Source organism: Planococcus antarcticus DSM 14505, from assembly GCF_001687565.2.
Classification (GTDB): domain Bacteria; phylum Bacillota; class Bacilli; order Bacillales_A; family Planococcaceae; genus Planococcus; species Planococcus antarcticus.
This window is the reverse complement of sequence record NZ_CP016534.2, coordinates 433,673-460,658: the sequence shown is the minus strand read 5'-3', so window position 1 is coordinate 460,658 and position 26,986 is coordinate 433,673. Positions and strand designations below refer to the sequence as shown.

Sequence of the window (26,986 nt, the reverse complement as noted above, 5' to 3'; positions counted from 1 at the left end):
TTCGATGTCTAGGCTCCAGCGCCCAGCTCTTCGGGTTGTAAGCCACTCCGGCTGTGCGGCTGGAAACATGCCGCTTCGCCAGATCGTCTTACACCTGTCAGCGCTTTACGGGCACTTGCGCTTTTCTAGGCGAATACGCTGTTTTCGATTTGTTTTAATTGATAGAAATAGGACTTTCTTTCCATCAGTTCTTTGTAGGATCCGCTTTCTACAATCTGACCATTTTCCATAACGACTATCTGATCCATTTTTTCAAGACCAGCCAAGTCATGGCTGATTATGACAAATAGATCTCCCTTACCTTGTCGGAAAAGCTCTTGGTAAATAGCTTGACCAGTCAGGTTGTCGACTGAAGAAACCGGTTCATCGAGAAGCCATAGCGATTTTGCTTTCAAGAGAGCTCGCGCGATTGCCAACCGCTGCTTTTGGCCTCCTGACAGATTCTGTCCTTTTTCTTCTACAGTCATGGTCAACGGAAACAATTCCAGCTGAACTTTGGCTAATGCCTTTTGCAGCTGTTCATCGCTTGCCGCTGCGTCCGCAATCATTAGGTTGCTGCGTATCGTACCATAGAAGAAATGATTTTCCTGTAGCACTACATTCATTTTCTGCCAGGTGGCTTCCTGATCAAGTGTTCCGATAGGATTTCCACCAATTAACAGTTGCCCTTGATCAAGAGGAAAGACATTTAACAGCAATTGCATAAGTGTCGACTTTCCTGAACCACTCGGTCCGACAATCGCGGTCTTCGTGCCCGGCTTTAAATGGATGGAAACATTATCAACTGCCAAACTCTTTTCTCCCGGATAGCTGAAAGATGCTCCTGTGAGCTTGATATCAAGTGGTCCGTCTGCAAGCTGCTCTGTTCCTCGTGGCGCGACCGGCTCTGTGACAATCTCCTCTAACCGCACTGCGGCTTTTCGACTTTCTTCGAAATATGCTGGAAAGGCAGCCATTGGCGCCACATTTTCAAAGGCAGCGATAGAAATCATAACGAGCATGGCTAGATACAAGCCATTTAATTCACCCGCTGCGACAAAATAAGCTCCGACACCCAGCACAAAAAACGACACTAGCAATGCTACAAATGAATTGATAGACTGGGCTAAATTTTCCTCTAGCCCTTCTTTTCGCTGTCCTTCATTATATTGAGCTGCATCAGTTGTCAGCTGCTGTTCTTTGACGCTGAGCTGCTGGTGAATTTTCAAATCCCTAAACCCATAAAGAAATTCTGTGGCTTCAATAGCCAAACTTCCTCGCTTAGCTCTACCTTGTCCATCTGTCCGTCGTTTTCTGATGGAAAAAATTGCTGGAACTGCCACAACCGTCAGCAGCATACCGATGAACATAACAGCAGCAATTCCCATAGAGAAAAATGAGCTGAAGAAAATGGTGCTTAAAAAGACGATCCCTAATACAACTGGTGGATAAAAAACCCGTAGCAAGAAATTCTGTAGGCTTTCTACATCCCCCACGATTCGGGCCAACAAGTCCCCACTCCGGTACTTGCCGAAGATTCCAGGAGCAAGTGGTGCTAGACGCTCAAAAAATGACACTCTCAAATGGCTGAGCATAGTAAACGTTGCCCGGTGAGAATACAAACGCTCTCCATAACGGCTCAATGCCGAAACAAAACCAAATAATTTCAGGCAGGCTGCCATGACAACAAGTGTCGTCATTTGAGAAGTCAACGCCGCTTTGGAAATTAAATAGCCACTTGAACCCATTAATGCGACTCCAGCTACACCTGCTATAAATCCAAAGAAAATGGCAATTGAGACATCCTTCTTCTCAATCAGCGTCAACTTTAAAACATGCTTTAATTCATTCATCGCACGCCGCCTCCCTGCTGTGCTGCTAGCATTTCTTTGTAAGGACCGTAATTTTGCAGCAGTACATCGTGGCTTCCAGCGGCTTCAAGTTTCCCGTTTTCTAGGAAGAAAATGGTATCTGCTCTTCTAATGGTATGAAGGCGGTGAGCCACCGTGATAACCGTTGACGTTTTTTGCAGCTCACGAAGCGAGTTCTGGAGGATTTTTTCAGTCCGCAAATCGAGGCCCGTTGTCGGTTCATCAAATAAAATCAATGATGGTTTCTTTAAAAAAGCACGAGCCAGCGCAATCCGTTGCTTTTCTCCGCCTGATAATCCGCGGCCCGCCTCGCCTATCGGTGTCTCAAAGCCTTGTTCAAGTGTTAACACCATTTCTGCAATTCCCGCCTTTTCGGCAGCTGCCAGTACTTCTTCATCGCTGACTGGCCGATTGGCCCCAATCTCCATATTTTCACGGATAGTACCGGCAAAAAGGTACGGATTTTGTGATATATAGCTTAATTGGTCAAACCAGGACTTTTCGCTGATGGTCTCCCGCGGAACTCCGTTGATCATCAAACGCCCCGTATTTTGTGGCAGAAGTCCCGCCAACAGATGCATAAACGTCGTTTTACCGGAACCACTTTTTCCGACAATCGCCACTTGGCTATAAGGGGGGATTTCTCCATTAAACTGTGCTAGCGCAAATCCCTCTCCATATTGAAAAGACAAATCCTCTAAGGAGATGTGCATAGGTTCAGATGCAAGGGATTCATTGCCCCAAGTCAATGACGAGTGATTTTTCTTGAGCTCAGCACCTAATTGATTGGCTGCCGACACACTGCCACGCGCAGTGTGAAAGGCACTGCCGAAATCCTTAAGTAGATTGAAGAAATCTGGTACTAAAATCAAAATAAAAAATGCTGTAAAAAAGCTAATGCTGTCAAATACGACTAGGCGCAAACCAATTTCAAGCGCGATAATACCGATGCTCAACATAGAAATGTACTCTAACATCAAAGATGATAAAAACGCTGATTTCAACACTTCCATCGTTGAATCACGGAAGCTTAAGCTGCTTTTACGAATGGCCCTCTGCTGTTTTTCAGCCTGACCAAATAATTTGAGCGTCGATAGCCCTTGAAGAATGTCCAAAAAAGTTCCAGAAAATCGGTTAAGTTGCTCCATTTTTTCGTCCGCTTTTTTCTTTGTTCCTTTTCCGACCATCGCCATAAAAACCGGGATAAATGGTGCAGTAATCAAGATGATGACACCAGTTGTCCAGTTTTGAGTGAAAATAACGCCCAACAGCAGCAGCGGAATGATATAAGTTTGGATCATTTGTGGAATGTATTTACTAAAAAACCCATCTACTTCATCCACTGCATCCATCAGCAGGCTGACTTTTTGACCGGACTGGCCTTGAGCCGCAGACAATAATGGATTTTCAGCATAAGATTTTATCAAAGTAGTTCGGAACTCACTCTTTACATCAGCAGCGAGGTTGACACCCGCTCTACCAATTGCATAACCGGCTCCTACACGTAGTAGGATGGCTGCGAACAAACCGCCAAACAACGGCATTAAGCTTTCGAATGCCGCATCCTGAAGAAAAACACGATTTGCAATGAACACGAAAAATAAGGCTTGCCCGATTGTCGCAATCCCTTTTAATAGCGATGCCACTGCCAGGAAGGCCATTTTGTTTTTCCGCTGGAATGCAAGCTGTTTTAACTCATTCATGCCATTCTCTCCTTCGCTTTACCTCCTTCTATTATAGAGCATTTTATGCTGAAACCCTCGTCAGGTGCCCATGAGAGCTGTATTTATCAAAGGCTTTGTTACAACTGTGTTCACAAGTTCCGTCGTTATCTGCACACACAAAACCCTGCGGGCCAAATGCCTGCAGGGTTGGAATGGTTAACTTTCAATTGTTTGTTCATAAGAGCTTGTTGAAAAAATGGCCGTTTTTAACCAAACCATATCTTCGTGTATTTTCAGTTTCAAGGATTGATCAACACATTCTCGGTATTCGGCCGTAAGCTTGACCAGTTCGTATTCGAAAATGGCTAACTCTTCTTCTGTAATCACTGCAAACACCCTCTTAGGTAAGCCGTTTTAGACACCATGCTTTATTACCTATTATAATAAGTCTATTATACCAAAAGATTTATTTTTTTACCATTAAAATAAATTTTTATTTCACAAAAGTAACAATAAGATGGAATAAGATGTTAATCCAAGACAAAAAGCCAACAAACTACTTTCTCTTTCTTCTGGTAATTCTTCTTTTAGGACGTTCAAGATGACACCCCCTGCGAGAAAGGCCGTAAGTACCGAAATAATCCATTCATGAACATCTGCAAAAGCTCCGATTCCCCAGCCGATTAGGATAGAAAAGGCCAGCAGCCATCTACCGTATCGATCGTATTCTTCTTGATGAGTGGCACGCAACCCTTTGTCGTTCGTCATAAAATGAACGCCCATCGCGATGAAGAACAACAACATTCCCCAAACATCTTCATACTCTTCTCTGACAAGGAGATAGCTGATGACACCGTTATACAATGCGAAGGAGATGATATGAACCCAGAAAATACCGGATGTAGCTTGTGGATTTCCTGATTGTTTGTTTTTTCTTTTCGAAGTTTTAACTGAGTGTTCTAAAGCATAGAAGATGACCAGACCAGCCATGGCAATCAGGTATATGTGGTTTTCCAAAAACTGCAGACCGCCATTTTCAAGCTTCCCTTGTAATTCCTTCTGAAAGACACCCAATTCGGGCAATAGATGCATAAAAACATAAGCAACTGATATTCCGCCTGCGATGGAAAGGAATCGGCTACGTGGCAAAACTTTCAGCAGCTTTAAACGTTTTGAAAAAAGGTGGATTCCTACAAATCCAACCGCAAAGATAAAGCTCAGCCAAATCATCTACACGCTTCCTCCTTTTGATATGAATGCTGAGTGACAACTCCTTCAGTATTTCCGCTCAGAAACAGCAGACATCGTATGTTCAAGATAATTCTTCTTTTTACTTATGTCCCCCTAGTTGTAAAAGCGTAAACTAACTGGATAATTAGTGAGTATTTCTTCTATATCCAAATAAAAAAAGCGTCTGGAAAGACGCTTTCTACCTACACCACTCTATACCTTTAGACTTCCGTTTGCTGACTATGCTCAACGGATAATTCACGCAGCTTAAATTTCTGTATTTTCCCCGAAGCCGTCATCGGATATTCTTTTGTGAACTCGATATAGCGTGGGATTTTATGGCGGGAAATTTTTCCTTTGCAATAAGCTTTCAACTCTTCTACACTCAGCTGTTCGCCCTTTTTTAAAATAACCCAAGCCATCAGTTCTTCTCCGTATTTCGGATCAGGCACACCGACTACCTGAACGTCTTGGATAGAAGGGTGCTGGTAAAGAAATTCTTCAATTTCACGCGGATAAATATTCTCTCCTCCACGAATCACCATATCCTTTATGCGGCCAGTGATCGCGATGTAGTCTTCTTCGTCTTGCACCGCAATATCGCCAGTATGAAGCCAACCTTCCCGATCAACAGCAGTTTTTGTTGCTTCTTCATTTTTATAATAGCCTTTCATGACATGGTATCCTCTAGTACAAAGTTCTCCAGGAATTCCGATTTCTACTACTTCTCCTGTTGCCGGGTCGATGATTTTCACTTCCACCTCGGTATGAGGTTTACCGACTGTTGACACACGCTTTTCAATATCGTCATCAGCTCGAGTCTGTGTAATGACCGGTGATGATTCTGTTTGCCCATAAGCGATGGTAATGTCCGATGCGCCCATGTCAGTGATGACTTTTTTCATCACTTCAATCGGACAAGACGACCCTGCCATGATGCCAGTCCGCAGTGTCGAAGTATCGAATGACGAGAATTCGGGATGGTTTAACTCTGCGATAAACATCGTAGGCACCCCGTGAAGCCCTGTGCATTTTTCGTCCTGTACCATCTGCAGCACACGTTTTGGCTCAAACTGCTCCGCGATAATCATCGTTGTAGAATGTGTCACTGCCGCCATCGTTCCGAGGACACAGCCAAAGCAGTGGAAAAACGGCACGGGAATACAGAGCCGATCTTTTTCCGTCAGGCTCATCGTGTCTCCAACCAAATTGCCATTATTGACAACGTTGAGATGTGTCAGCATGACTCCTTTTGGAAATCCAGTTGTGCCCGACGTGTACTGAATATTGATGACATCGTCTGGCTGCATCGAATGGAAGCGTTCCTCAAACTCAAAGTCACTGACTTTTTCAGCAAAATCCTCAAACTCTGTCCATGTATAGATTCCCGGATAGCTATTATTGCTCATGACAATAACTCGCTTAAAATGAGGCAACTTGGCACTTTTAATTTGTCCTTTTTCTGCTGTTGCCAACTCCGGACAAACTGTGTTGAGAATGTCTATGTAGTTCGTCCCTTTAAATTCTTCTCCCAATATCAAAGTCGTCGCGTCCGACTGCTCCAATAAATACTCAAGTTCACTCGACTGATAGCTCGTGTTGACCGTCACCAGTACACCACCCATTTTGCCGGTAGCGAATTGGCTCAACAGCCATTCACGTTTATTGTCTGACCAAATGGCCACATGTTCCCCTTTTTCAATGCCAATTCCGATAAATGCCTTTGCCAGGCGATCTGTTTCATCATCAAATTCTTTGTAAGTTTTTCGAATTCCATGCTCTGGATAAACATACGCCTCTGTTTCCGGATTATGCATGGCTTGTTCTTTAACTACTTGGCCAACTGTTTTCTGTAAAATAACCATTTTCCATCCCCCTAGTTGAAAACGTTTTCAGTCCTCTCTATATTATCACAAAATTCCAAATTAACGGAAGTTGCTGATGTTTCCACACAAACGGAGCGTTCGCTCTTTTTATGCGCTGCATGATAAACTATAGCTATTACATGCTACGGAAGGGACCCATTATGGACTTACAAACAATGCAAGACCAACTTACAGAACGCCTATTGCAGCAACAGCTGATTTCCGCGACCATCAGCCAACCGAGGTCAAAATCAAATGATATTAAGCGCATCAAACTAAAACCCGTTGAAATAAAAAAGAAATACCTGATTCAATTTGAGTACCAACATGAGTATGTTCTGAAGCACGAAAATCTGCCGGTCGAAGAAGCAGCCAGAAAATTGGCTTCGCTGTTCACAGATTTCCGTCAAGCCTTGTTCCAATTTACAGACGAGCAAGTGCAGATCCAGCTTTCTAAAAAATTTAAAATTAGCTGGAAAGCACAGCAGACTGGCGAAAAAAAAGTCGAGCTTTCGCATAACCGCAAAAAGCAGTATTTGCTGGAAGATGGTATTCCATACCCGTTTCTGGTGCGTCTTGGCGTACAGAATACGGATGGAAAAGTCAAAAAACAGAAATACGATAAATTCCGCCAAATCAACCGCTTTATCGAGTTTATTGACGATGCGCTCTCTTATTTGCCGCAGGACCGTACTGTCCGTATCCTCGATTTCGGTTCCGGAAAATCCTATTTGACTTTTGCGCTGTACCATTATTTGCGTATTGAAAAAGGCTTGGACCTCCGTGTCACCGGCCTTGATTTGAAAAAAGAAGTAATCGAGGAATGCCAGCAAATCGCGCAGGACCTTCGCTACGAGCAACTTGAATTCTTGGTCGGCGACATCAACGATTACAACGACGAATCAGCTGTCGATATGGTCGTCACTTTGCACGCCTGTGACGTAGCGACCGACATGGCTTTGGCACGTGCTGTTAAATGGAATGCCAACGTAATTTTAAGCGTTCCCTGTTGCCAGCATGAATTGAATAGCCAGATTGAGGCGCCGGAACTTGGCATCATGCTGCAACACGGGTTGATCAAAGAGCGTTTCAGCGCTCTGGCTACAGACTCTGTTCGTGCGGAACTGCTGTCGCTGGTCGGCTATGAAACCCAATTGATGGAGTTTATCGATATGGAACATACCCCTAAAAACATTTTGATCCGCGCCTATAAAACGGGTCGAAAACCAGCTGCCGGGCAATTTGAACGCTATCGTCAATTTACTGCTCTGCTGTCTGCTAAGCCCTTTCTAGAAAACGAATTGAAGGAGTACTTATGAAACTTAAAAACCTGGTGAATGGTATAATTCTAGCTTTTTCGGTCGTTCTGATCCGGTTTATCGATGTCCAGATCTATGACATGAACATAGTCATCACTTTACTGTTGCTAGTTGCCCTTATCTACGGATCAATGCGGATTGTCGAACGATTTCCGTCTCTCGATCAGCCAGTCAGCAAACGCATGTCGTTTACCGTCAACACACTTGTCATCGTCTCCATCTTTCTGGTATTTTTCATCTTTAAATTGTAGCAAATCAAAAAGAAGCGATAGCCGATTTGGCCGTCGCTTCTTTTTGTCCATCAAGGTGAATTTCTGTTTGGCTTTTTCTGTGCCTGTTCTTCGATAATTTTGTATATATAAGTCTCCACCGTCTCAAGGGTGAAATTCAAATTGCTGGTTTTCAGGTTATTCTTCAAGTAATCCAATTGATGGTCTTCCACGGCCTCCGACTGAAGGTTCAAGGCGTTATTGACATAAAGCATGCCTTCGTTGGTCGGCATCGGACTGTCTACTCCATCTTCTTTTTGGCGCGCTTCCACTTCTTCCATCCCGAAAATTAAGCCCTCTTCTTTCAATCTCTTCATCGCTGTCTCGTAACGCTCTACACCGATTCCCTCAGAAAGCTGCTGATTAAGCTGTTTAATATCCTCCAATGATGCCCCTTTGAAATATTGGGCATAATAAGCCATCAAAATCTGCTCTTTGTCCTGCAATTTTTTCATTGCAATCCCTCCCACGTTAGAACTGTATATAACTCCCTTCCCGATTAAAGGCTTCGTTAGACATTGATACGTAAATTTCTATTGTCTTCCAATCTACCCTAGTGTACTATTAAATTAATACAGTATAACAGGGAGATGGAATTATGAATCAATTACGTGGGTTATTTATGAAAGATTGGACCATCATTAAGGGGTATGTATTATTGGCTTTGCTTTTGGATATCATTATCCCAGTCGGTTCAGCCACACTGTTTCAAGCGGAATTTTACGAAGGACTTCTTGTTTTCTCTGGAACTGTTATGGCGTTGCATACATTGGTTCCGATCGTTCTACTTTCTATTCTATTTACAAAAGAGATGGATCGTCCGGATATATTTTTCCATTCTAGTGCATCAATTCATAAAATCAATGCCAGCAAGCTGCTAACAGTACTTTTTGCAACTGCTATTTCACTGATTTGGATAAGCGCTTTGACATTCATTACTTTACTCTTTGCACCCGATTTAGCTGAAACGAAAAACCTGCTCCCAACTGGCACCATGTTTGCGGCTGGAATCCTTTTTTTCTCTATTCAAATAACGTTTATTTACTATTTTTATTTAACAATTTTTTATACAATGAAATCAAAAATTGGTGGCTTTTCTTATATCGTCACTTTTGGATTATTTATGTTCAGCCTGGAAATGTGGGATCGGTTCAAAACTACTGAACTATATGCTACAGTGACCAATTTCTGGATTATCCCAATAAAAGAGTCCGATCTTTTAACGAATGTATCGCGTGGTTTAATGGGTGCGTTTGAAACTCCTGGTAGGCTCCCCATCGGCGAGTTTCTGATCAGTTCCCTTTTATTGGTCTTCCTATACTTCTTATCGTCTTATTTGTTCGAGAAGAAAGTGAGGGCTTAACATGGGACTCGATTTTGATAAAGACAAACCAATTTATCAGCAGCTGATAGACCGCCTGTCTGGAGACATCATTCGCGGTGTCCGAAAACCCGGTGACAAATTGCCTTCTGTCCGGGAATATGCAATCGAAGTCGGTGTCAACGCCAATACAGTACAACGCGTCTACAAGGAGATGGAATCGATGGAACTTACAGAAACTCGCCGCGGCCAAGGTTCATTCATAACTGAAAATGAAGAGCGCTTCAACCTGTTGCGAAACAGCAAGAAAACGGACTTGGTAAAGTCATTTATTGCCGACGTAGAAGCTTACGGATTTTCAAAGGATGAAATCGTAGAACTTGTCAGGAGGGAAATCACATGATTGAACTGAAGCATATTACAAAATCCTACGGTGCCACCAAAGCGCTGCAGGGTACTACATTAACCCTCGAGACGGGAAAGATAATCGGTATTGCCGGCGAGAACGGCAGCAGCAAATCGACTTTGCTGAAGTCTTTAGCAGGAGTCAGCAAAATCGACAGCGGGTCCATCTTGATCGACGGAAAGCCAGTCTCCCGGAAAGATGCTGAACAGATTGCTTACCTTCCTGATGCCGATATGTTTTATCCGTATTTCACAGTCGATCAATTATTCGCCTATTACAAAAGTCAGTTTGCAGATTTCAGTGAAATAAAAGCAAAACAGGTTCTTGATTTTTTGGAAGTCTCTTTATCTTCGAAAATGAAAAGCCTATCCAAGGGCATGCGTGGCCGAGCAAAAATGGCCGCAACTTTAGGGCGTGAAAGCCGTTATTATTTAATGGATGAACCGTTTTCTGGACTCGATCCGATGGTCCGCGGTGACCTGGTTAAGGGACTGATCCGGTTCACCAATCTTGAGCACCAAACCTTGATCCTGTCGACACATGAAATCCGGGAAGTGGAAACTTTGCTCGATGAATTGGTTTTACTGAAAAACGGCAAGGTGTTGGCGCACAGGCAACTGGATGAAATTCGGGATGAAACGGGTCTGGATATGGTGGAATGGATGACAAATCTGACGAAAGCGGGTGCAGCAAGATGAGTGAGCAGGCATTGGTACAGATTAAAAACCTGTCAAAAACGATCGGTAAAAAAAAAATTATCAAGAATTTGAATCTGGACTTGCACAAAGGACAGATTACCGGATTTCTCGGACCAAACGGAGCCGGCAAGACCACGACCATCCGAATGATGGTCGGATTGATGAAGCCGACGGAAGGCGATGTATTGATCGATGGCCAGTCGGTAAAGCACCATTTTGAAGAAAGCATCGAGAAAGTCGGAGTTATCGTCGAAAACCCCGAAATGTACAAATACATGTCGGGCTATAAAAACCTACTTCACTTTTCCCGAATGCATAAAGGCATTTCAAAAGAGCGAATCGATGAAGTCGTGAAACAAGTTGGCATGCAGAAGCGCATCAAGGAAAAAGTGGGTTCTTATTCACTTGGCATGCGCCAGCGCCTTGGTCTCGCTCAAGCGCTTCTTCACGACCCCAAATTCCTCATTCTGGATGAACCCACTAACGGGCTTGATCCGTCTGGTATCCGTGAGTTTCGGATCTATCTGCAAAAAATCGCACAAGAAAATGACGTCGCAATTTTTGTGTCGAGTCATCTATTGTCTGAAATCGAATTGTTATGCGACCGGATTGCCATTATACAAAACGGTGAATTAATTGATATTAAAAGTGTCAATGAACTTCAGCAATCCCGCTATTATATTCAAGCTGAACCATTGGAGATTGTCGGCGAAGTGCTGACGGGGGCTGGATTTCCTGCAGTGTTGCATGACAAAGGCTATTTAATCGATTCTGGAGCAGAACACATTCCAGGAGCCATCAACCTATTGGTCGGAGCCGATGTCCGAATTTTTGCCGTTCAGCCTTATCGCGAGACACTGGAATCCCAATTCCTTGAAATGACCGGAGGTGGAGAAATTGCTCAAGCTCATACAGAATGAATGGATGAAGTTATGGAGTCGTAAATCTTCCTGGATTATGATTATTCTACTAGTAGTCATCCTGCTCAGCTCTGCTGCCATCACCAAATGGGTCGATGATTCGATGAGTGCCAGCAATACAGAGACTTGGCAGCAGGTAGAAGCGAGCCAAATGGCGTACAATTCAAGCATGTTAGAGGACAGCAACTTAAGTGAAGGTCAGCTTGAGTATTTTGAAGGTCAAGTAGCCGTTTCCGAACATCGTCTCGAAAACAACATTGCTCCTTATGAATACAACAGCATGCAGCAAGGCGTCGTTGAATCGTATATCATGATGTCCGTTGTCACTTTGTTCACTGTTATCGTTGCTGGTGGCATTGTGGCTGCCGAATTTTCGCAGGGCACCATCAAAATGCTGTTGACGCGCCCTGTTAAACGCTGGAAAATCTTAAGCTCGAAGTATATTGCTACGATGCTCTACGCATTGTTGCTGGCGATAGTATTATTCATCGTAACTGCATTGGCAGGCTTAATTTTTTACGGTGTCAGTGATGGAACACTGCTTGTCTGGAACGGTTCAGAGGTAGTAGAAGGATCGTTCTGGCTAGAGGGCCTTAAACTGGTCGCACTCAGTTTTGCCAGCGTCTGGATGATCGGTACTTTCGCCTTTATGCTCGGCACCGTATTCCGTTCCAGCTCTCTAGCTATCGGCTTATCGATTTTCCTGTTGTTCACAGGCGTTCAAGTGGCATTCCTATTACAGAATTATGAAATCGTCAAATACTACTTGTTCACTCATACGGACCTGACACAATTTTACACTGGCAACATCCTGATTCCGGATATCACCATATCAATGTCCATTCTTGTATTGATCGTTTACTTCCTAATATTCATGGCCATCAGCTACTGGACATTCGGAAAAAGAGACATCACAGCTTAACCGAAAAGCGCAAGCAGCCGTGTAGATTTGACGGGCATAAGACGCTCCGGCGAAGCGGCATGTTTTCAGCCGCACAGCTGGAGTGGCTTATGACCCGAGAATCTGGCTGCTGGAGTCTAGACACCGAAAAGCGCAAGCGCCCATGGAGATTTGACGGGCATAAGGCAGACCGGCGAAGCGGCGTTCTTTGCCGCAAAGTCGGGTTGACTTATGACCCGAGAATCTGGGCGCTGGAGCTGGACACCAAGAAAAGCGCAAGCGCCCGTGGAGATTCGACGGGCATAAGGCAGACTCAAAAAAATTATAAAAAAACGAAAGCTGGCCCAGAATCTCTGGGTCAGCTTTCGTTTATCCATTCTACCAATGCCTCTACTACTTGGTCCTGCTGTTCGATTGCAGGTATTTCGGCTGGGTTATCGCCTTTTTGTTCCCCATATAAACCGAATTGCGCATGATTGCCGCCTTCAATTTCCACGAAGACGCTGTTATTTGAGAACAGCTCCCGACTTTCTTCAATAGCTTCAACTGTCGACAAGCCATCCCGCTCTCCATATATCGACAGCATCGGCAAGCCGCTGCTTGAAAAATCACTCGCAGGATAAGCACCCAGAAAATAAAGCCCGGAGAGCTTCGGTGAAGGATCTTCTGAATAAAAAGAAGCAGCTACACCGCCCAGAGAGTGGCCGCCAAGAAACCATTCTTCGACTTCTGAATGCTCGTCGATCACATCAGCTGCTGTTCCAGAACCGAGTATCCCAAAATTCAACGGCAATTGAGGAATCGACACTACAAAGCCTTGTTCACTTAAGGATTGCCCAAGATAGGCGTAAGCTTCCTTTTCGACCTTGGCACCCTGATACAGGATTACGCCTTTGCCGTTCGGCGATTTCGGCTGAAAAATCAGTCCTTCTCCATCACTTTCAATCGCATCCAAATCTACTTTTTCGGCCAAGGTGGCACTTGGTTCATAATCGAACTGAGCATAAACAACAAAACCGACAACCGCAATCATCAATAACGCAAAAACTGTCATTACAATACGGAGCAGTCATTTTTTCATCGGGACACCTTCTGTCTGAGCCTATTAATAAGCCAAGCCTACACGGCTCTGAATGAATTCCTGTGATTCTAGCTGACGATAGGCGAATTCTGCCGTATCACCAACTGTGATCTCTTTGCCTTCTTTGGGCAGCAACTCTTTTTCTGCACGATAATTGCCTCTGGCATCGCCGTCCGGTAAGTAGGTTGGACAAACAATCGTCCAATGAAGAGACGTTTTTTCAAACAACCGATAGACGGCTTCGTGCTCCTCGGCAGCAAAAGTCAATTTACGCTTAGAATCTCCGCCTTCGTAGCGAAGTAAACCCGGGCTCAGCCGGCTGTCTAAAATTCCGGCCGTTCCGATTGTAATTACCCGTTTGATATCATGATTTTCCATCGATTGGACGATTAAAGGTGCAGCCTCAGACAAAGTTGTCGTCCGATCTGTGCCAATGGCGCTGAAAACTGCCGTAGTTCCTACAATTGTTTTTTCAATATCTTCCGCATTCCGCACATCTCCCAAGATAATTTCCAGATTTGGATGTGCCTGTAGCTTTTCTGAACGGACTAAAGCCTTTACGTGATGGCCATCAGCGAGAGCATGCTTAAGAATCTCACCTCCGACACGGCCGGTCGCTCCAAATATCGCTAGCTTCATTGATTTCCCTTCTTTCATTTAATTTGAAAAGATTAATGTACGTTCTATTTGAAATGGTACCCTTGTTTTGCCAATACTTCCTTTATGTCTTCACGATGCGGTTTGCCCAGAAAATCGGCCATTTGCTGTGTCCAAGTTGCAATTTTCTGATTCGAACCGCGGCCGGCATAATAAGCTTGGATCGTGCTGTCGTATTCTGGCAAAAGAGTTTCGTATTTGGCTTCGTCGTATTCGTTTTCGTGCAAAATCGCTCCGACTGGCAAGCGAGGCTTGACTCCATTGGCCTCGTCCGGTACACCAATTGTCAAACCATAAACCGGGAAAACCCCTTCCGGCAAACCGACCAACTCGCTAATGGCTTCCATATTATTACGGACACCGCCGATATAACAGATTCCGTAGCCTTTTGACTCTGCTGCTAATACTAGATTTTGCGCGAGCAACCCGACATCCGTTACAGCGACGATCAGGTTTTCTGCACGGTCAAAGACAATTTCCTGTTCCTGTAATCTACCCGCATGCTGCAGGCGATTATAATCGGCACACATTAAGAAGACAGCTCCCGCCCCTTCCATTTGCTTGGCATTTTTAGATAACTCGCCTAATTTTTTGCGCTTTTCAGGGTCTGTCACCCATACGATCGAGTAAGCTTGGACAAAATGGGAAGTGGCCGCATGCTGTGCTGCCTCGACCAGTTCACTGACTTCCTCTCGCGACAATTGTTTTTCTTTATAATTTCGCACTGAAGCATGTGTTTTCATTAACTCGATAGCCATTAATTGCATCTCCCTCTTTATTCGTTTCTCTTATCGTACCAAATTCTTCACTATGATACTGTTTTAGTGATTTTTGCTACAATAGAAGCAATAGAGGTGAAAGATTTGAAACATACAAAGACTGCTTTTTCCATTCTTTTCTTATTAATTCTTGGTGGTTTTTTATTCATATGGCTGGAAAATGAACTGGCATTCCGGGAAGAGTTGGATGGGCGTCCTTTGCCTTCTGGACTACACCCCATCGTGGAAGAAAAAAGCGACTTACTGGTTGCCCAAGCTGCTGAGATTGGTATCGATATTCTGATTACAGACGGCTACCGCTCGCCTGAGGAACAAGACAGGTTGCACAACCAGGGCCGCAGCGCACCTGGGACTGTCGTCACCTATGCAGAAGCCGGAGAATCCTACCATAATTACGGGTTGGCCATTGATTATGCTCTGCGACTTGATGATGGTTCGGTTGTATGGGATATTACACGGGATGATAATGACAATGGTGAAAGCGATTGGTTCGAAGTCGCGGCCATCGGCAAAAAATTGGGCTTTGACTGGGGTGGCGACTGGCAGCGCTTTAAAGATTATCCTCATCTGGAAATGACTTTCGGTTTGTCAATTCGCGAGTTGCAACAGGGATGGCGTCCAGAAGATAAGATGAAGTGAAAAAGAACTTTTCGATGGCTCCAGAAAACCCTACGAAATCGCTACACAAAACGATCTTAAAATAAAGTAATAAAAAAGCCAAAACGCCCTCCAAGTAGAGAGGTTTTCGGCCTTTGACGATTCTGTTTTCTGGAGTAATTTTCTATTCATTAGATTCTTCTGTTTTTGCTACTCACCGTGTGCCCAGGCAATACGTGGATCAATCTGTCTCGTCATACGCACCATGACAGGCTGAAAACCCATTCTCGGCCAGAAGTAAGAAGCCAATTGGTTTGCTGTATTCCAGTCAGCAACAAGATAGTCGAACCCCTGTTTTTTCATCTCACCAAAGCAATGATTTGCTAACGCACGCCCGACTCCTCTGCCGCGAAGATCCGGATTTGTAGAGGCAGCGGGTAGTTCTGCACAATTCTCGGGTGTCACCAAACTCAACGGATCTTCTTTGCGGAAGTAGACATGGAATCCGGCGATTTGATCTCCCTGCTTGGCCATCCATAAGTAAGCATTTTCATCTTCGGTCAAGGCCTCATAGCTTTCCTTGACATCTTCTAAAGTTTCCCGTGTGATAGGTAGCCAAGAAGGCGCTGTTGCCTGGTGAATGCTGTTCCACATGGCCATTTTCTTCAGCAGCGGTGAATCTTCCCTATCGCCTTTGCGAAATTCAAGCTTCGCAATTGCGCCATTCTTCGGTTCGAAATCATCTAATGAAAGAACCCCATATTTTTGGTCAAAACTAAACGATTGATCCAGCCACTGATCAATGACTGCATCGTTGCCAAGAGGCGCCAACAGCATGTGGTGAAAGTAGCCATGCTTAATCCATTCAGCTCCAGCATTTGCATATAGCAGCCTCAATAAACGAGGATGCTCGTGTTCGCTAATGGCGATGGATTCATAATCCATCCAAACATAACGGCCATGCTTGTCATCTTCTTTAAATTCGTAAATCAAGTAACCGATAACGTCAATACCTCTGACTGCAACAATCCCGTTGATGAAAGGACGCTTTAATAACTTCCGCACGACTGCTTCTGTATCATCAATTTCTTCAAATCTTTCAGGTAAAAAGCTGAAGATTTTCCGTTCTCGCACTTGACGCTTTGCCAGCAGAACTGATATTTGCCGAATATGCTTTTCTTCCATTCCCGTAATTTGAATCATCCATTATCACTCCTCTGAATGAAGTTTCACTTCCAATATTCCGTAATTGCCGGCTTTCACTTTTTCACCAAACCGGACTGGAACCGGCTCTACGAAAATAGGACCATCTATGATGATTGTGTGGAATTCGCCTTCTTCACCGCAGGCATCTACCCCTGCAGCTTCGAGTTCACTAATCAGTTCATGCGTAAACTCACGTCCTAAAAAGCGTTCGTCCAAGCGCTTGGTATCAACAACGGTAATGATAGCCCGAAATCCTTCGTCGATCAATTCTTCCAGTAATTTCTTACGCGGCTCCTGCCACAGCGGATGGCTGACATCTATTTCTGCCTCTGCACTAACTTTTTGCACCCATTCCAAGTGGTCCTGCAAATCGATATCGCCGTAGACTCCCATGTCGATGCCTTGCGCTTTGAAGCTCTTCAAATGTTTGATGAATTCCTTTTCATACCCCGACCAGCTAGCTTTTCCAATAACTAAAGGCAAACCCATCCGTTCAGCCTGTGCTTTCATAACTTCAATCGGCAAGCCATGTGAACGGGATTTGGTGCCATCTTCTTCAAACATTGTAAATAATGCAAGCGGTACATGCCCTTCTAGCACTGCACGGTAATAGGCAAGCGATGAATCTTTCCCGCCGCTCCATGACATAACAAATGATTTTTGCATAATGCACCTCTTTTTTATATTTCTGTGTTGTTGTAACTAGTTCGCCACAGCTTGATTAAAACCCTTTTGTACAGATTCATTTTGATGTTCTGAAATAAGTGGAAACGCTATCTAACTATCCGAAAGCCTGCCTGCCTCGCACAAATCCATATTTATTGAAACTCTACCTGTTTAACACGTTAAAACACAGGGAAAACTTTACTATACTCAAAGGAGGCAGAAGCATGCAACAGCATAAATTATACGTAAACGGTAAGTATACAGAATCCGCAGGAACGGAATGGATTGACATTATTAATCCTTCGACTGAAGAAGTCATTTCGCAGATTCCCAAAGGAAACAAAGAAGATGTCGACCGTGCCGTAGACGCCGCATTTCAAGCACAAAGAGCGTGGGAACTGACACCAAACATCGAACGCGGTAAAATTGTCCGCAAACTCGGAGACAAAATCGCAGAAAGACGTGAGACATTTATTGACCTACTGCAAGAAGAGCAGGGAAAAAGCTATGAATTGGCAAGTGGCGAAATCGATCTTGCTATTGATTACTTCCATTACATGTCAGAATGGGCAAGACGAATCGAAGGTGAAATTCTGCCGAGCGACCGGCCGAATGAAAATATTTTCATCTTTAAGAAACCGATTGGCGTCGTAGCTGGCATTATTCCTTGGAATTTCCCGGTCTTCATACTCGCTAGAAAAGTAGCAACTGCCTTGGTAACCGGCTGTACGATTGTCATAAAACCAAGCCAGCAAACACCGAACACTGCCATGGAATTCACAAAAATCATCCATGAGATGGACGAGATTCCAGCGGGTGTCTACAATGTTGTGACTGGAACTGGCTCCGAAATCGGCAACGCACTTGCGTCACATAAAAAAGTGCAACTAGTTACCTTGACCGGCAGCGTGCCAGCGGGTACCAAAGTGATGGAGGCTGCTGCGCAGAACATTACCAAAGTTAATTTGGAGCTGGGCGGCAAAGCTCCTGCTATTGTCACTCAAAATGCGGATCTCGACTTGGCTGCAGAAGCCATCGCCACTTCTCGCTTGGCAAACAATGGGCAGGCGTGCACAAACGCCGAACGGGTGTATGTGCATGACAGTGTTGCAAATGAATTCACAAACAAGCTTATTTCTGTGTTTGAATCGAAAGTTATGGGAGACCCACGCCGGAACAAAGAGGCGGACATGGGACCACTTGTCAGCCAGGATCGGCTCGATACTGTAGATGACATGGTTAAGCAAGCAGTCACAGAGGGTGCCACTGTCGCAATCGGCGGCGAACGCGACAGCAGCCAATCCGGCTTTTTCTACAAACCGACTATCTTGACAGGTGTAGAGCATGATTCGGCCATTATCCGAGATGAAATTTTCGGTCCCGTACTGCCGATCACCACCTACAGCACCTTGGAAGAAGCTATCGAAAAAGCCAATGATACAGAATTCGGCTTATCTTCATCCGTCTACACAGACGATTTGAACGAAGCTATGCAAGTTGTCAACGAAATGAAGTTTGGTGAAACCTATGTGAACCGTGAGAACTTCGAAGCTGTTCAAGGCTATCACGCCGGCATGCGAAAATCCGGACTCGGCGGCACAGACGGCAAACACGGCATGGAAGATTTCCTTGTCACACAAGTGGTTTATATGCAGTATAAGACCGGAAAATAACTACATGCAAAAACACTCTTCCTTTTTTCGGGAAGAGTGTTTTTTGGAAACTTGAATGAATCAGAAAAAAGCGACTGGGGTTTTCCCAGTCGCTTTTCATCTTTTTATTTTCCTACCATGTTCTCGGGTTTTACCCATTCGTCGAACTGATCAGCAGTCAAATGTCCGCTGTTTACGGCAGATTCTTTTAACGTCGTGCCGTCTTTATGTGCTTGTTTCGCAATTGCTGCAGCTTTTTCGTAACCGATATGCGGATTCAACGCTGTAACCAACATCAAAGAATTGCTGACGTGGTTTTGGATAACATCCAGATTGGCTTCGATGCCCACTGCGCAGTGATCATTGAAGCTGACTAAGCTATCTGCCAGGAGACGGACAGACTGTAGGAAATTGTAGGCAATGACTGGCTTGAAGACATTTAATTCAAAGTTCCCTTGACTTGCCGAGAAGCCAATTGTTGCATCATTGCCCATTACTTGAGCCGCAACCATCGTTAATGCTTCGCTTTGAGTCGGGTTGACTTTACCTGGCATGATCGAGCTACCAGGCTCATTTGCAGGAATCGTGATTTCGCCGATCCCGCTACGTGGACCACTTGCCAACCAGCGAACGTCGTTTGCAATTTTCATGGCGTCTGCAGCCAATGCTTTAATGGCACCGTGCGTGTAAACCATTTCGTCATGGCTTGTCAGCGCATGGAATTTGTTTTCTGCAGAAGTGAAAGAAGTTCCAACAGCTTCGCTGATAAATTCTGCAACTGATGGACCAAAAGTCGGATCGGCGTTGATGCCTGTTCCCACTGCCGTACCACCGATTGCCAATTCACGCATGTATTCAACGCTTTCTCGGATCATGCGCTCACTTTTTTCAAGCATATGTCTCCAACCGCTGATTTCTTGTCCAAGTGTCAACGGCGTCGCATCCTGAAGATGAGTACGTCCAATTTTAATGATTTCGTCAAATTGCTGCGCTTTCTCATCCAATGTTACCTTTAGCTTCTGAACAGCAGGTACCAAGTTTTCAGTTACCGCTAAAACGCCTGCAACGTGCATCGCTGTCGGATACGTATCGTTAGAGCTTTGAGACATGTTCACATCATCATTTGGATGAAGTTTTTCATCAGAATTCTGTTCTGTCAAAATCTCATTACCGCGACGAGCCAGAACTTCGTTCATGTTCATATTAGATTGTGTACCGCTCCCCGTCTGCCAGACCACCAATGGAAAATGATCATTCCACTTGCCTTTGATAACTTCATTTGCAGCAAGTTCAACAGCTTTCATCTTCACTTCAGACAACTTCCCAAGTTTATGGTTCGCTTTGGCTGTCGCTTTTTTCAATTGGGCAAAGGCCATGACCACTTCATGCGGCATACGCTCCGTGCCGATTGCAAAGTTCTGTACGCTGCGCTGCGTTTGAGCGCCCCACATTTTATCTGCTTCAACTTGAATTTCACCAATCGTATCCTTTTCTGTACGATACTGCATTCCATTCACTCCAATTCTGGTTTCTATGTATCCTTCTCTTCTATTATAACCACATCCACCAGCAAAAAAGCGACTTTTGCAGTTAAAAGTCGCTGGTTTTGCTGCTAAAAAATTCTTCTATTATCGCTTCATCAGAATGGGGAATATACTCGCCTTTGACGATTTGTGCACCGTTGATTGAGCCGCTGGACAGCAGGATCAGATCATCCGGCCCACTTTCCTGTAGGGCTGCCAGAACTGCTTCGCGCCGTGAATTGGCAGTCACCACTCGCTGCTTGTAAGGCGTTGTAAAACCTTTCAATACTGCATCGACTACAGTGCCCGGCTCATTGTCGCCAGGATGATCGACAGTGACGACAAGAACGTCGGCTTTTCCTTCAGCTGCTCTCGCCATTTTCGGCATTTTCGAAAAATCCCGTATACCGATGCCTGCAATGAGTGCAATTAAACGATTATGCGACAATTTTTTCACTTCTTGCAGTACGGCGGCCAAAGCGACTGGCGTATGGGCATAATCCAGAATGATTTTCCGATTTTCAGGGCCGTGGATCATTTGAAAGCGACCTTCGACCTGTGGCATGTCAGACAAAACAGCTAAGATATCTTCCAGCTGAACGCCTGACAAAATAGCCGTACCAATCGCTGCCGTCAGATTAGCTGCATTATATTCACCAAATAGCGGCACGTGTACTGGCCACCGCTTTTGCTGATAGCATAAATCAAACTTCAATCCGGTATCTGAAGATTCACAAGCTGTCCAAATTAGATCAGCACCAGAATGCAGCTGATTGCTGTATGTCAGATGAGGATAGTCAATGGCTTCCAGAATCTCCTTTGCCATCCCTTCGTCATCGATATTAACTACGGCAGCTTTGGCTTGTTTGAACAATAAGAGTTTCGACTGAAGGTAGTGGGTAAATGTCTTATGGTACTCCAAATGTTCTTCTGAAATATTGGTGTGGATGGCGACATCAAAATTAATGCCCTCCACACGCTTTTGATCTAACGCAATAGAAGAAACTTCCATCGCCACTGCCCGATCTTCTTCAGTCACAAACTTCGCAAAAATTTTATGGATATCAGAAGAAATTGGAGTAGTTGGGGTGCTTTTGTAGAAAGGGATTTTGCCATTCGCGCCTATAATTCCAGTTGTCCCAATGAATCCACAAGCAATACCAAGGAGGTTGAACAAATTGTAGACATAAGTCGCTGTCGTTGTTTTTCCATTAGTTCCTGTAACACCTACTTTAAACAAGCTTTTTTGGGGAGAATCATAAAAAAAATCGGACACATGAGCAAGTGCTGTCCGGACATTAGCAACCACTGCAAACGAAAGTTCCGGATATTTTTCGGCATAATACACAATTATCTGTTTGTTTGAACCGATAATTGTGGATGCTCCATTTGCGATAGCTTCATCGATATACAAATGTCCATCAGTATTTTCACCCGGCACACAAAAGAAAGCGCAGCCTTGAGTAACATGTGTTGAATTGTACTCGATTGAATTAATGTTTGATTTTTTAGGTCCAAATTGATCGATTACAGGGAAAGACGGGATGCTGGCGAGTTGTATCTCCATTAAAAAGCTCCTTAGGGAAAAAAATTATGTCAAATACCTATAGTTTCACAGGAACATGTATCATTATTCTATCATTTCCCTCTGATAGCGCCAACATTTTCAGTCGAATTACGTCGAATTTTTCTAAAACAGAAGATTTTATGCATGCATTTACCAACACAAAGAAACCCTTGCCCAAGAATATCTTTGAGCAGAGGCTTTTGTGGCTATTTGCATTTCGAGTTCTTTTCGGTGAACTCATCATGCATGTATTCAACTATTGGTACAATCTAGTTTGCCCGTCAGATTTCTGAGTGCAGCCATCCACAGCCCACCTTCATCTTATATTTCACTCCTAAATATCATTTTCTTCATAAGCCTCAATGGTCCCAGGCCTGCACATATAAAGTATCGCCACTCACTTCAACAATCAATACTTTCTCGTCTTGACCGATGGCTTCATTGTCAAAGCCGGTTGCACGCTTTGAAATCACTCCGGCATAAGTCTCCAAAATCACTTCCCCGTATCCGTCTACAGGAATCGGAATGGTGACATCAGCTACTTTTCCAGGTAGTGATTCTTCCGAATAGGCAATTGTTGGCTCTACGGAAGAAAGTGGCAATAAAATAAAAACGTAAAGTAATAAGTCTAATACAAATGCAAATCCGGCAGAAATCGCCAAAACTGACCATTCGTTAAATTCTGTAGCTGTTTCCAACAAAAAGCCGATTGCAGAGCCGATTGTAATAAAAGTAAGAATGACGGTTGGATTGATTATCGGCAAAGCATCTCTGAGGTCAACAATGTCTCCGAAAAAGACACATAGCACAGTGAGCGCTCCTGCTACTAGAAGGATATACATATAGAGCTGTTCCATTTGCATGCCAAAAATCATCGTACCAAAACCTCCCAATCCAGTAAAATATTTTCCATCTTATTTATTAATACGAATAACGCTGGAAGAAGTTGCAGAATTCTTTGAAATCCAACAAAAAAAACCCGTTCTATTATAGAACGGGTTTTGCGAATTGAAGTTCATGAAAACCTTGTACCAGTTGAAATCCGATTCCTACATATCCTTCGTTAAGCAATTGCTGCTGTTTTTCGAGATCATCTAGTTTCACAGTGACATAGTTATCATAACGGACGACAGAATTTTCCAAGTCCTTCACCAGGATGTAGCGTTTTAATCCATCGTACTTTTCCTTCAGGGCAGCAATATGCATTGCCTGGGTAAACTTGTCTTTCAGGCTAGGGATATTCATAGGCGCGACAGTACAGCAGACGTAGCGGAATTCCTCATCAAGATTAGGCAATTCTTTCATGATGACTTCAGCTAATTTTTGCTGGAGACGATTCCCTCTATATTCAGGAAGAACCACGGAAATTTCCTGATAGATCACTTTCCGCAACTGTTCCGGAGGTAGGCCGATATCCCAGCCCAGATGCTCTTCATCGATTTCGGGAATCAGTAATGCCCTAAAACCAATCAACTCGCCTTCGACAAAAGCACCCACCAGAAGCCCACGTTCGTTCAGGATAAATAAGAACTCCTCAGTAGTAAGAGCCTGAAGCGTGGCCTTTTCGGGAAGCAACTCAATTACTTTTCCTTGAATTTGTTCTATTACGGGTAGATCTTCCAAATACAACCGCTTCATAGAAAAGGGAAGTTTTTTATGAAGCACTTGGTTCGTTATTGTGCCTTCATGCAGTAACTTCATCAGCCATTCTCCTCCACATATTTATGTAGCTTTAGAATACCACTTCCATCTAGGAACGTCTGCAAGTTTTTCCAATTACCCCATTAATTAAATTATCTTATTGGTGGGTTCGAAAACAGAGCATCTGCTTTCTCTTTCAAAAACCTTTCAATTTCCTTTTGATTGCGCAGAAAAATGACTTGGTTGTGAGGACTTTCTTCTATAAATTGCTTCATCCTTTTTCTCATCTTCACTTTTCTAGCGCTGTATGTAGAAATGATGAACATCAAAAAGTCTTTATCTAGCTTTTCAGGACAGCCATGGGCCATATCTGGACGTGTTTTCCCATGATTCATGATGCGGCGCTTGACCACTCGATACAAGCAAACGGCTAAAGGAAGTTCCAAGTAGACGATGGCATCCGCCTTTTGGCTTCGGATTTCGTAGGTACTTGTGTAGTTCCCTTCGATGATCCAGCTGTCCTGCTCAACCAATTGCTGCTGTTTCCCCCAAAATTCTTTATCGCTACTTTCCACCCAACCAGGCTTCCAAAAATAAGCATCCAAGTGATAGACAGGGATTGCTGATATGTCTGCCAATTTTCTTGAAAAGCTTGATTTGCCAACTCCTGATGACACACCAAGCACCATAATTCTTTGCATAAACGTTTCTCCCCACTCTCAACTTGTTTAGTTTTTTTATTATAATTCAAGACGGAATACAACAGTAGCAAAAAGAATATTTCATAATCACTTGCAATACATGTAACCCCATGTTATTCTAAGGAAGAATTATTTTTGTTCGGATAACTTTTTATAAAGTGTCAGATGTTCATCTGCAAGATTTGAGCAAGGATAGTAATACAATGTATGCTCACGCATACGAGGAGGAAATACACATGGAACAAGGTAAAGTAAAATGGTTTAACTCAGAAAAAGGATTTGGCTTCATCGAACGCGAAGGCGGCGACGATGTATTCGTACATTTCTCTGCAATCCAAAGCGAAGGCTTTAAATCACTTGACGAAGGTCAAGAAGTAACGTTTGATATCGAGCAAGGCCAACGCGGTCTTCAAGCTACTAACGTTCAAAAAGCTTAATCTAAAGCTAACTTATCAATGAGCTCTTCTTCGGAAGAGCTCATTTTTCATTCATTTTCATGGAGCCGCAGCCAGTGAGATCTTGGTTGCGGCTTTTTTATGATTTATTTCAAATATGCAACTTCTCATAAGACCTCCATTCTTTTCGACCTTTTCTCCCCATTAAAAAAGACAGCATTTGCCCTATCGGCAAATACCGTCTTACATTTCTTTCTAATTCAGCCAAAAATACAGCTGAAAAACCACGAAAATCAAAATACATAAGCCAATTGTTCCGAAAACGATCGCCATCGCCAATTTCTTTCCGGTCATACTGTCACTCCTTTTCCATTCTCATTTCTTCAATGGTTCCGTTAATTTCATAAGTGCCTGTATCTTTATTCGACAAGACTGTCAGAATGCTGCTGTCTGCCGGGTAAAATGCAGAATGGAAACTGACGCCGGGATCGTATCCCGTGACATGATATTTTAGGACTCCATCTCCTCGGCATTGAATCCATAATCCATAGCCGTAGTCTCCGTCTTTTCCGGATGCATGTACTTGGAGCATCGTCTGCAGCATTTCTTTCGTCACTAAAACGCCTTCCATTAAGCAATTCCAGAAGTTCGCCATATCATTTGCAGTGACATAAGCTCCGCCATCAGCACCGCCCCGGATTGGAATGGCATATTGATTTGTTCGCCACATTCCATCTTCTTCAATATAGCCCAAAGCCGTTTGTCTCGGCAGGCGATCCAGACGGAAATAACCCGAGCTCTGCATCTTGGCAGGAGTAAAAATCTGTTGTTCTATAACTTCAGCAAACTCTTTTCCTGTGACTTGCTCAATAACAAGGCCCAGCGCAATAAATCCGGCGTTATTGTAACGGAATCTTTCACCCGGCTGGAACATCATCGGCTGGTCTTTAAATAAGGGAATAAAATCTGAAGCGGTTTCCATCAAATACATGGGCTGTTTTTTCCACAGTTCTTCAAAATCGTCCATCACCTGTTCATCAAAATAATCTGGTATGCCCGATGTATGCGTCAATAATTGATGGATGGTGACGTCAACATGCGAAAAATCCTGCGGTAGCAGCTCGGATAGTTTATCGTTGAAATCGAGCTTTCCAGCCTCCACCAATTGGCATACCGCAACAGCCGTGAACAATTTGCTACCGGATGCAATGCCGAACCTTGTATCGACAGCATTCGGCCGTTCGTCAGCACGATTGGCAAATCCTCTTGCGGTCGTCCAGGTTTCCTTCCTCTGCAGATAAGCGACACCTGAAAAATCGACATCCTCCATTTTATCCATAATCAGATTACTTGATTTCTTTTGCTGAAATCGGCCATCTTCTGTAATGATGATTTGGCGACCATCAAATAGCTCGATCGATAAGGGATGCGTTTCACTTTTTTGTTTCGAAAAATACCACGTACGCTTTGGTGCCACTAATATAATATAGGCATTTCCACTCCCCAGGAAATTCAATGCTTTCGGATCAATCCCTTTATTGCCTCGAACTGGGATGTCCATTTCCTCTATCTGCTCACCAACTTCTTCGACATTTGGTGTGGTGATGCTCACTTCGCTGATATCGAGCAGAGAGTCCACTGTAAAATTACCCATACGGTCGATGCTACGCCGCGCGATAAATTCAATGACATTACCGGCAGGATCTTGAAAATAAAAAGCATCAGCATCGAAATTAGCGTAAAAGACTTCATCCATGCCTTCTTGGCGATTCAAAGTTACCCGCTCACTGGCCCACCATTTGGCAAGCGTAAACTGGTTACCTGGAATGTTCAGTGCAAAATGATAGGTCGCGGAGCTTTCGGATTCCTGAAAGACCAATTGGGATTTTCCAATTGACAGGGTAAAGCTGCTTTCATCTTCTTCAACAATCCGAAAGCCCAACTGATATTCATAAAATCCTTTCATATCCTCTAACTGATTTGTGTATAAGGTCACCTTTTTAAACATGTCCTCACTCCTTGCCTTAAGCATACCGAAAAATCTGATCATTTACCTCTAATTAGCAATAAAAAAAAGA

General features: G+C 43.9%; 27 protein-coding genes. 10 read left to right on the top strand and 17 right to left on the bottom strand.

Features of this window, described 5'->3' with window-relative positions; translation table 11 throughout:
- Window positions 1-125: 125 nt before the first annotated feature.
- From cydC to BBH88_RS02405, 5 genes are all read right to left on the bottom strand, one after another.
- Window positions 126-1,832, bottom strand: coding sequence for a thiol reductant ABC exporter subunit CydC (cydC, locus tag BBH88_RS02420; RefSeq protein WP_065536208.1), 1,707 nt, complete (start codon window positions 1,830-1,832; stop codon window positions 126-128).
- A complete protein-coding gene (cydD, locus tag BBH88_RS02415) occupies window positions 1,829-3,553 on the bottom strand; it encodes a thiol reductant ABC exporter subunit CydD (protein WP_065536209.1) in 1,725 nt (574 codons plus the stop codon). Before cydD ends, cydC begins: the two co-directional genes overlap by 4 nt.
- A 177-nt stretch (window positions 3,554-3,730) precedes the next feature.
- Window positions 3,731-3,901 carry a hypothetical protein gene (locus BBH88_RS19345; protein WP_169314371.1) on the bottom strand — a complete coding sequence of 57 codons (171 nt, stop codon included), beginning with the start codon at window positions 3,899-3,901 and terminating at the stop codon, window positions 3,731-3,733.
- A 111-nt stretch (window positions 3,902-4,012) separates the two neighbouring features.
- The gene (locus BBH88_RS02410; protein WP_065536210.1) at window positions 4,013-4,744 is read right to left on the bottom strand and encodes a hypothetical protein; all 732 of its coding nucleotides are present in this window, start codon (window positions 4,742-4,744) and stop codon (window positions 4,013-4,015) included.
- Between the two features lie 221 nt (window positions 4,745-4,965).
- The gene (locus BBH88_RS02405) at window positions 4,966-6,609 is read right to left on the bottom strand and encodes an AMP-binding protein (RefSeq protein ID WP_006830071.1); all 1,644 of its coding nucleotides are present in this window, start codon (window positions 6,607-6,609) and stop codon (window positions 4,966-4,968) included.
- A gap of 161 nt (window positions 6,610-6,770) precedes the next feature.
- Between BBH88_RS02405 and BBH88_RS02400 the strand changes: the two genes are divergently transcribed.
- Both BBH88_RS02400 and BBH88_RS02395 read left to right on the top strand, forming a co-directional pair.
- Window positions 6,771-7,928: a class I SAM-dependent methyltransferase gene (locus BBH88_RS02400; RefSeq protein WP_006830072.1), complete on the top strand. Its 1,158-nt coding sequence runs from the start codon at window positions 6,771-6,773 to the stop codon at window positions 7,926-7,928.
- Entirely contained in the window at window positions 7,925-8,179 is a 255-nt protein-coding gene (locus tag BBH88_RS02395; protein WP_006830073.1) for a hypothetical protein, read from the top strand. Before BBH88_RS02400 ends, BBH88_RS02395 begins: the two co-directional genes overlap by 4 nt.
- Before the next feature lie 50 nt (window positions 8,180-8,229).
- Here the strand turns inward: BBH88_RS02395 and BBH88_RS02390 are convergent, their stop codons facing one another.
- Complete coding sequence (locus BBH88_RS02390) at window positions 8,230-8,652, bottom strand: hypothetical protein (protein ID WP_006830074.1); 423 nt, start codon at window positions 8,650-8,652, stop codon at window positions 8,230-8,232.
- A 143-nt stretch (window positions 8,653-8,795) separates the two neighbouring features.
- Here BBH88_RS02390 and BBH88_RS02385 point away from each other — a divergent pair, with 143 nt between their 5' ends.
- From BBH88_RS02385 to BBH88_RS02365, 5 genes are read left to right on the top strand one after another with little or no spacing between them, the layout of a single operon-like run.
- A complete protein-coding gene (locus BBH88_RS02385) occupies window positions 8,796-9,560 on the top strand; it encodes a hypothetical protein (protein ID WP_006830075.1) in 765 nt (254 codons plus the stop codon).
- 1 nt (window position 9,561) lies between these two features.
- Window positions 9,562-9,921 carry a GntR family transcriptional regulator gene (locus BBH88_RS02380; RefSeq protein WP_006830076.1) on the top strand — a complete coding sequence of 120 codons (360 nt, stop codon included), beginning with the start codon at window positions 9,562-9,564 and terminating at the stop codon, window positions 9,919-9,921.
- On the top strand, window positions 9,918-10,622 hold the full coding sequence (locus BBH88_RS02375; RefSeq protein ID WP_006830077.1) for an ATP-binding cassette domain-containing protein: 705 nt from the start codon (window positions 9,918-9,920) through the stop codon (window positions 10,620-10,622). Before BBH88_RS02380 ends, BBH88_RS02375 begins: the two co-directional genes overlap by 4 nt.
- Window positions 10,619-11,542, top strand: a complete 924-nt coding sequence (locus BBH88_RS02370; protein ID WP_006830078.1) for an ABC transporter ATP-binding protein — start codon at window positions 10,619-10,621, stop codon at window positions 11,540-11,542. The genes BBH88_RS02375 and BBH88_RS02370 overlap by 4 nt, the downstream gene beginning before the upstream one ends.
- Complete coding sequence (locus BBH88_RS02365; protein ID WP_006830079.1) at window positions 11,520-12,464, top strand: ABC transporter permease subunit; 945 nt, start codon at window positions 11,520-11,522, stop codon at window positions 12,462-12,464. The genes BBH88_RS02370 and BBH88_RS02365 overlap by 23 nt, the downstream gene beginning before the upstream one ends.
- A 337-nt stretch (window positions 12,465-12,801) precedes the next feature.
- Here the strand turns inward: BBH88_RS02365 and BBH88_RS02355 are convergent, their stop codons facing one another.
- From BBH88_RS02355 to BBH88_RS02345, 3 genes are read right to left on the bottom strand one after another with little or no spacing between them, the layout of a single operon-like run.
- Entirely contained in the window at window positions 12,802-13,497 is a 696-nt protein-coding gene (locus tag BBH88_RS02355) for an alpha/beta hydrolase (RefSeq protein WP_065536212.1), read from the bottom strand.
- A 51-nt stretch (window positions 13,498-13,548) separates the two neighbouring features.
- Window positions 13,549-14,163, bottom strand: a complete 615-nt coding sequence (locus tag BBH88_RS02350) for an NAD(P)-dependent oxidoreductase (RefSeq protein ID WP_006830082.1) — start codon at window positions 14,161-14,163, stop codon at window positions 13,549-13,551.
- Between the two features lie 44 nt (window positions 14,164-14,207).
- The gene (locus tag BBH88_RS02345; protein ID WP_006830083.1) at window positions 14,208-14,939 is read right to left on the bottom strand and encodes an NADPH-dependent oxidoreductase; all 732 of its coding nucleotides are present in this window, start codon (window positions 14,937-14,939) and stop codon (window positions 14,208-14,210) included.
- Between the two features lie 105 nt (window positions 14,940-15,044).
- Between BBH88_RS02345 and BBH88_RS02340 the strand changes: the two genes are divergently transcribed.
- A complete protein-coding gene (locus tag BBH88_RS02340; protein ID WP_040852399.1) occupies window positions 15,045-15,599 on the top strand; it encodes a M15 family metallopeptidase in 555 nt (184 codons plus the stop codon).
- Between the two features lie 168 nt (window positions 15,600-15,767).
- On the opposite strand, the gene BBH88_RS02335 is transcribed toward BBH88_RS02340, so the two are convergent.
- Both BBH88_RS02335 and BBH88_RS02330 read right to left on the bottom strand, forming a co-directional pair.
- The gene (locus BBH88_RS02335) at window positions 15,768-16,760 is read right to left on the bottom strand and encodes a GNAT family N-acetyltransferase (protein WP_006830085.1); all 993 of its coding nucleotides are present in this window, start codon (window positions 16,758-16,760) and stop codon (window positions 15,768-15,770) included.
- Window positions 16,761-16,766: 6 nt separating this feature from the next.
- A complete protein-coding gene (locus BBH88_RS02330) occupies window positions 16,767-17,429 on the bottom strand; it encodes a Dph6-related ATP pyrophosphatase (RefSeq protein ID WP_006830086.1) in 663 nt (220 codons plus the stop codon).
- A gap of 224 nt (window positions 17,430-17,653) precedes the next feature.
- Here BBH88_RS02330 and aldA point away from each other — a divergent pair, with 224 nt between their 5' ends.
- A complete protein-coding gene (gene aldA / locus BBH88_RS02325; protein ID WP_006830087.1) occupies window positions 17,654-19,102 on the top strand; it encodes an aldehyde dehydrogenase in 1,449 nt (482 codons plus the stop codon).
- Window positions 19,103-19,206: 104 nt separating this feature from the next.
- Here the strand turns inward: aldA and fumC are convergent, their stop codons facing one another.
- The 5 genes from fumC to BBH88_RS02300 all read right to left on the bottom strand — a co-directional run bounded on the left by fumC (window position 19,207) and on the right by BBH88_RS02300 (window position 24,513).
- Window positions 19,207-20,589 carry a class II fumarate hydratase gene (fumC, locus tag BBH88_RS02320; protein WP_006830088.1) on the bottom strand — a complete coding sequence of 461 codons (1,383 nt, stop codon included), beginning with the start codon at window positions 20,587-20,589 and terminating at the stop codon, window positions 19,207-19,209.
- An 82-nt stretch (window positions 20,590-20,671) separates the two neighbouring features.
- Window positions 20,672-22,171 (bottom strand): UDP-N-acetylmuramoyl-L-alanyl-D-glutamate--2,6-diaminopimelate ligase, encoded by a 1,500-nt coding sequence (locus BBH88_RS02315; protein ID WP_065536213.1) that lies wholly within the window; start codon window positions 22,169-22,171, stop codon window positions 20,672-20,674.
- Window positions 22,172-22,530: 359 nt separating this feature from the next.
- Entirely contained in the window at window positions 22,531-23,046 is a 516-nt protein-coding gene (locus BBH88_RS02310) for an NfeD family membrane protein (protein WP_006830090.1), read from the bottom strand.
- Window positions 23,047-23,158: 112 nt separating this feature from the next.
- Window positions 23,159-23,872: a hypothetical protein gene (locus tag BBH88_RS02305; RefSeq protein ID WP_006830091.1), complete on the bottom strand. Its 714-nt coding sequence runs from the start codon at window positions 23,870-23,872 to the stop codon at window positions 23,159-23,161.
- 92 nt (window positions 23,873-23,964) lie between these two features.
- Window positions 23,965-24,513 carry a P-loop NTPase family protein gene (locus tag BBH88_RS02300; RefSeq protein ID WP_065536214.1) on the bottom strand — a complete coding sequence of 183 codons (549 nt, stop codon included), beginning with the start codon at window positions 24,511-24,513 and terminating at the stop codon, window positions 23,965-23,967.
- 236 nt (window positions 24,514-24,749) lie between these two features.
- Here BBH88_RS02300 and BBH88_RS02295 point away from each other — a divergent pair, with 236 nt between their 5' ends.
- Window positions 24,750-24,950 (top strand): cold-shock protein, encoded by a 201-nt coding sequence (locus BBH88_RS02295; protein WP_006830093.1) that lies wholly within the window; start codon window positions 24,750-24,752, stop codon window positions 24,948-24,950.
- A 316-nt stretch (window positions 24,951-25,266) separates the two neighbouring features.
- Here the strand turns inward: BBH88_RS02295 and BBH88_RS18730 are convergent, their stop codons facing one another.
- The gene (locus tag BBH88_RS18730; protein WP_006830094.1) at window positions 25,267-26,916 is read right to left on the bottom strand and encodes a serine hydrolase; all 1,650 of its coding nucleotides are present in this window, start codon (window positions 26,914-26,916) and stop codon (window positions 25,267-25,269) included.
- Window positions 26,917-26,986 lie beyond the last annotated feature (70 nt).

Coding starts and splice junctions, on each gene's coding strand:
- cydC (WP_065536208.1), bottom strand. CDS start 1,832: ATGAATGAATTAAAGCATGTTTTAAAGTTGACGCTGATTGAGAAGAAG.
- cydD (WP_065536209.1), bottom strand. CDS start 3,553: ATGAATGAGTTAAAACAGCTTGCATTCCAGCGGAAAAACAAAATGGCC.
- BBH88_RS02410 (WP_065536210.1), bottom strand. CDS start 4,744: ATGATTTGGCTGAGCTTTATCTTTGCGGTTGGATTTGTAGGAATCCAC.
- BBH88_RS02405 (WP_006830071.1), bottom strand. CDS start 6,609: ATGGTTATTTTACAGAAAACAGTTGGCCAAGTAGTTAAAGAACAAGCC.
- BBH88_RS02400 (WP_006830072.1), top strand. CDS start 6,771: ATGGACTTACAAACAATGCAAGACCAACTTACAGAACGCCTATTGCAG.
- BBH88_RS02395 (WP_006830073.1), top strand. CDS start 7,925: ATGAAACTTAAAAACCTGGTGAATGGTATAATTCTAGCTTTTTCGGTC.
- BBH88_RS02390 (WP_006830074.1), bottom strand. CDS start 8,652: ATGAAAAAATTGCAGGACAAAGAGCAGATTTTGATGGCTTATTATGCC.
- BBH88_RS02385 (WP_006830075.1), top strand. CDS start 8,796: ATGAATCAATTACGTGGGTTATTTATGAAAGATTGGACCATCATTAAG.
- BBH88_RS02380 (WP_006830076.1), top strand. CDS start 9,562: ATGGGACTCGATTTTGATAAAGACAAACCAATTTATCAGCAGCTGATA.
- BBH88_RS02375 (WP_006830077.1), top strand. CDS start 9,918: ATGATTGAACTGAAGCATATTACAAAATCCTACGGTGCCACCAAAGCG.
- BBH88_RS02370 (WP_006830078.1), top strand. CDS start 10,619: ATGAGTGAGCAGGCATTGGTACAGATTAAAAACCTGTCAAAAACGATC.
- BBH88_RS02355 (WP_065536212.1), bottom strand. CDS start 13,497: ATGACAGTTTTTGCGTTATTGATGATTGCGGTTGTCGGTTTTGTTGTT.
- BBH88_RS02350 (WP_006830082.1), bottom strand. CDS start 14,163: ATGAAGCTAGCGATATTTGGAGCGACCGGCCGTGTCGGAGGTGAGATT.
- BBH88_RS02345 (WP_006830083.1), bottom strand. CDS start 14,939: ATGGCTATCGAGTTAATGAAAACACATGCTTCAGTGCGAAATTATAAA.
- BBH88_RS02335 (WP_006830085.1), bottom strand. CDS start 16,760: ATGATTCAAATTACGGGAATGGAAGAAAAGCATATTCGGCAAATATCA.
- BBH88_RS02330 (WP_006830086.1), bottom strand. CDS start 17,429: ATGCAAAAATCATTTGTTATGTCATGGAGCGGCGGGAAAGATTCATCG.
- aldA (WP_006830087.1), top strand. CDS start 17,654: ATGCAACAGCATAAATTATACGTAAACGGTAAGTATACAGAATCCGCA.
- fumC (WP_006830088.1), bottom strand. CDS start 20,589: ATGCAGTATCGTACAGAAAAGGATACGATTGGTGAAATTCAAGTTGAA.
- BBH88_RS02315 (WP_065536213.1), bottom strand. CDS start 22,171: ATGGAGATACAACTCGCCAGCATCCCGTCTTTCCCTGTAATCGATCAA.
- BBH88_RS02310 (WP_006830090.1), bottom strand. CDS start 23,046: ATGATTTTTGGCATGCAAATGGAACAGCTCTATATGTATATCCTTCTA.
- BBH88_RS02305 (WP_006830091.1), bottom strand. CDS start 23,872: ATGAAGTTACTGCATGAAGGCACAATAACGAACCAAGTGCTTCATAAA.
- BBH88_RS02300 (WP_065536214.1), bottom strand. CDS start 24,513: ATGCAAAGAATTATGGTGCTTGGTGTGTCATCAGGAGTTGGCAAATCA.
- BBH88_RS02295 (WP_006830093.1), top strand. CDS start 24,750: ATGGAACAAGGTAAAGTAAAATGGTTTAACTCAGAAAAAGGATTTGGC.
- BBH88_RS18730 (WP_006830094.1), bottom strand. CDS start 26,916: ATGTTTAAAAAGGTGACCTTATACACAAATCAGTTAGAGGATATGAAA.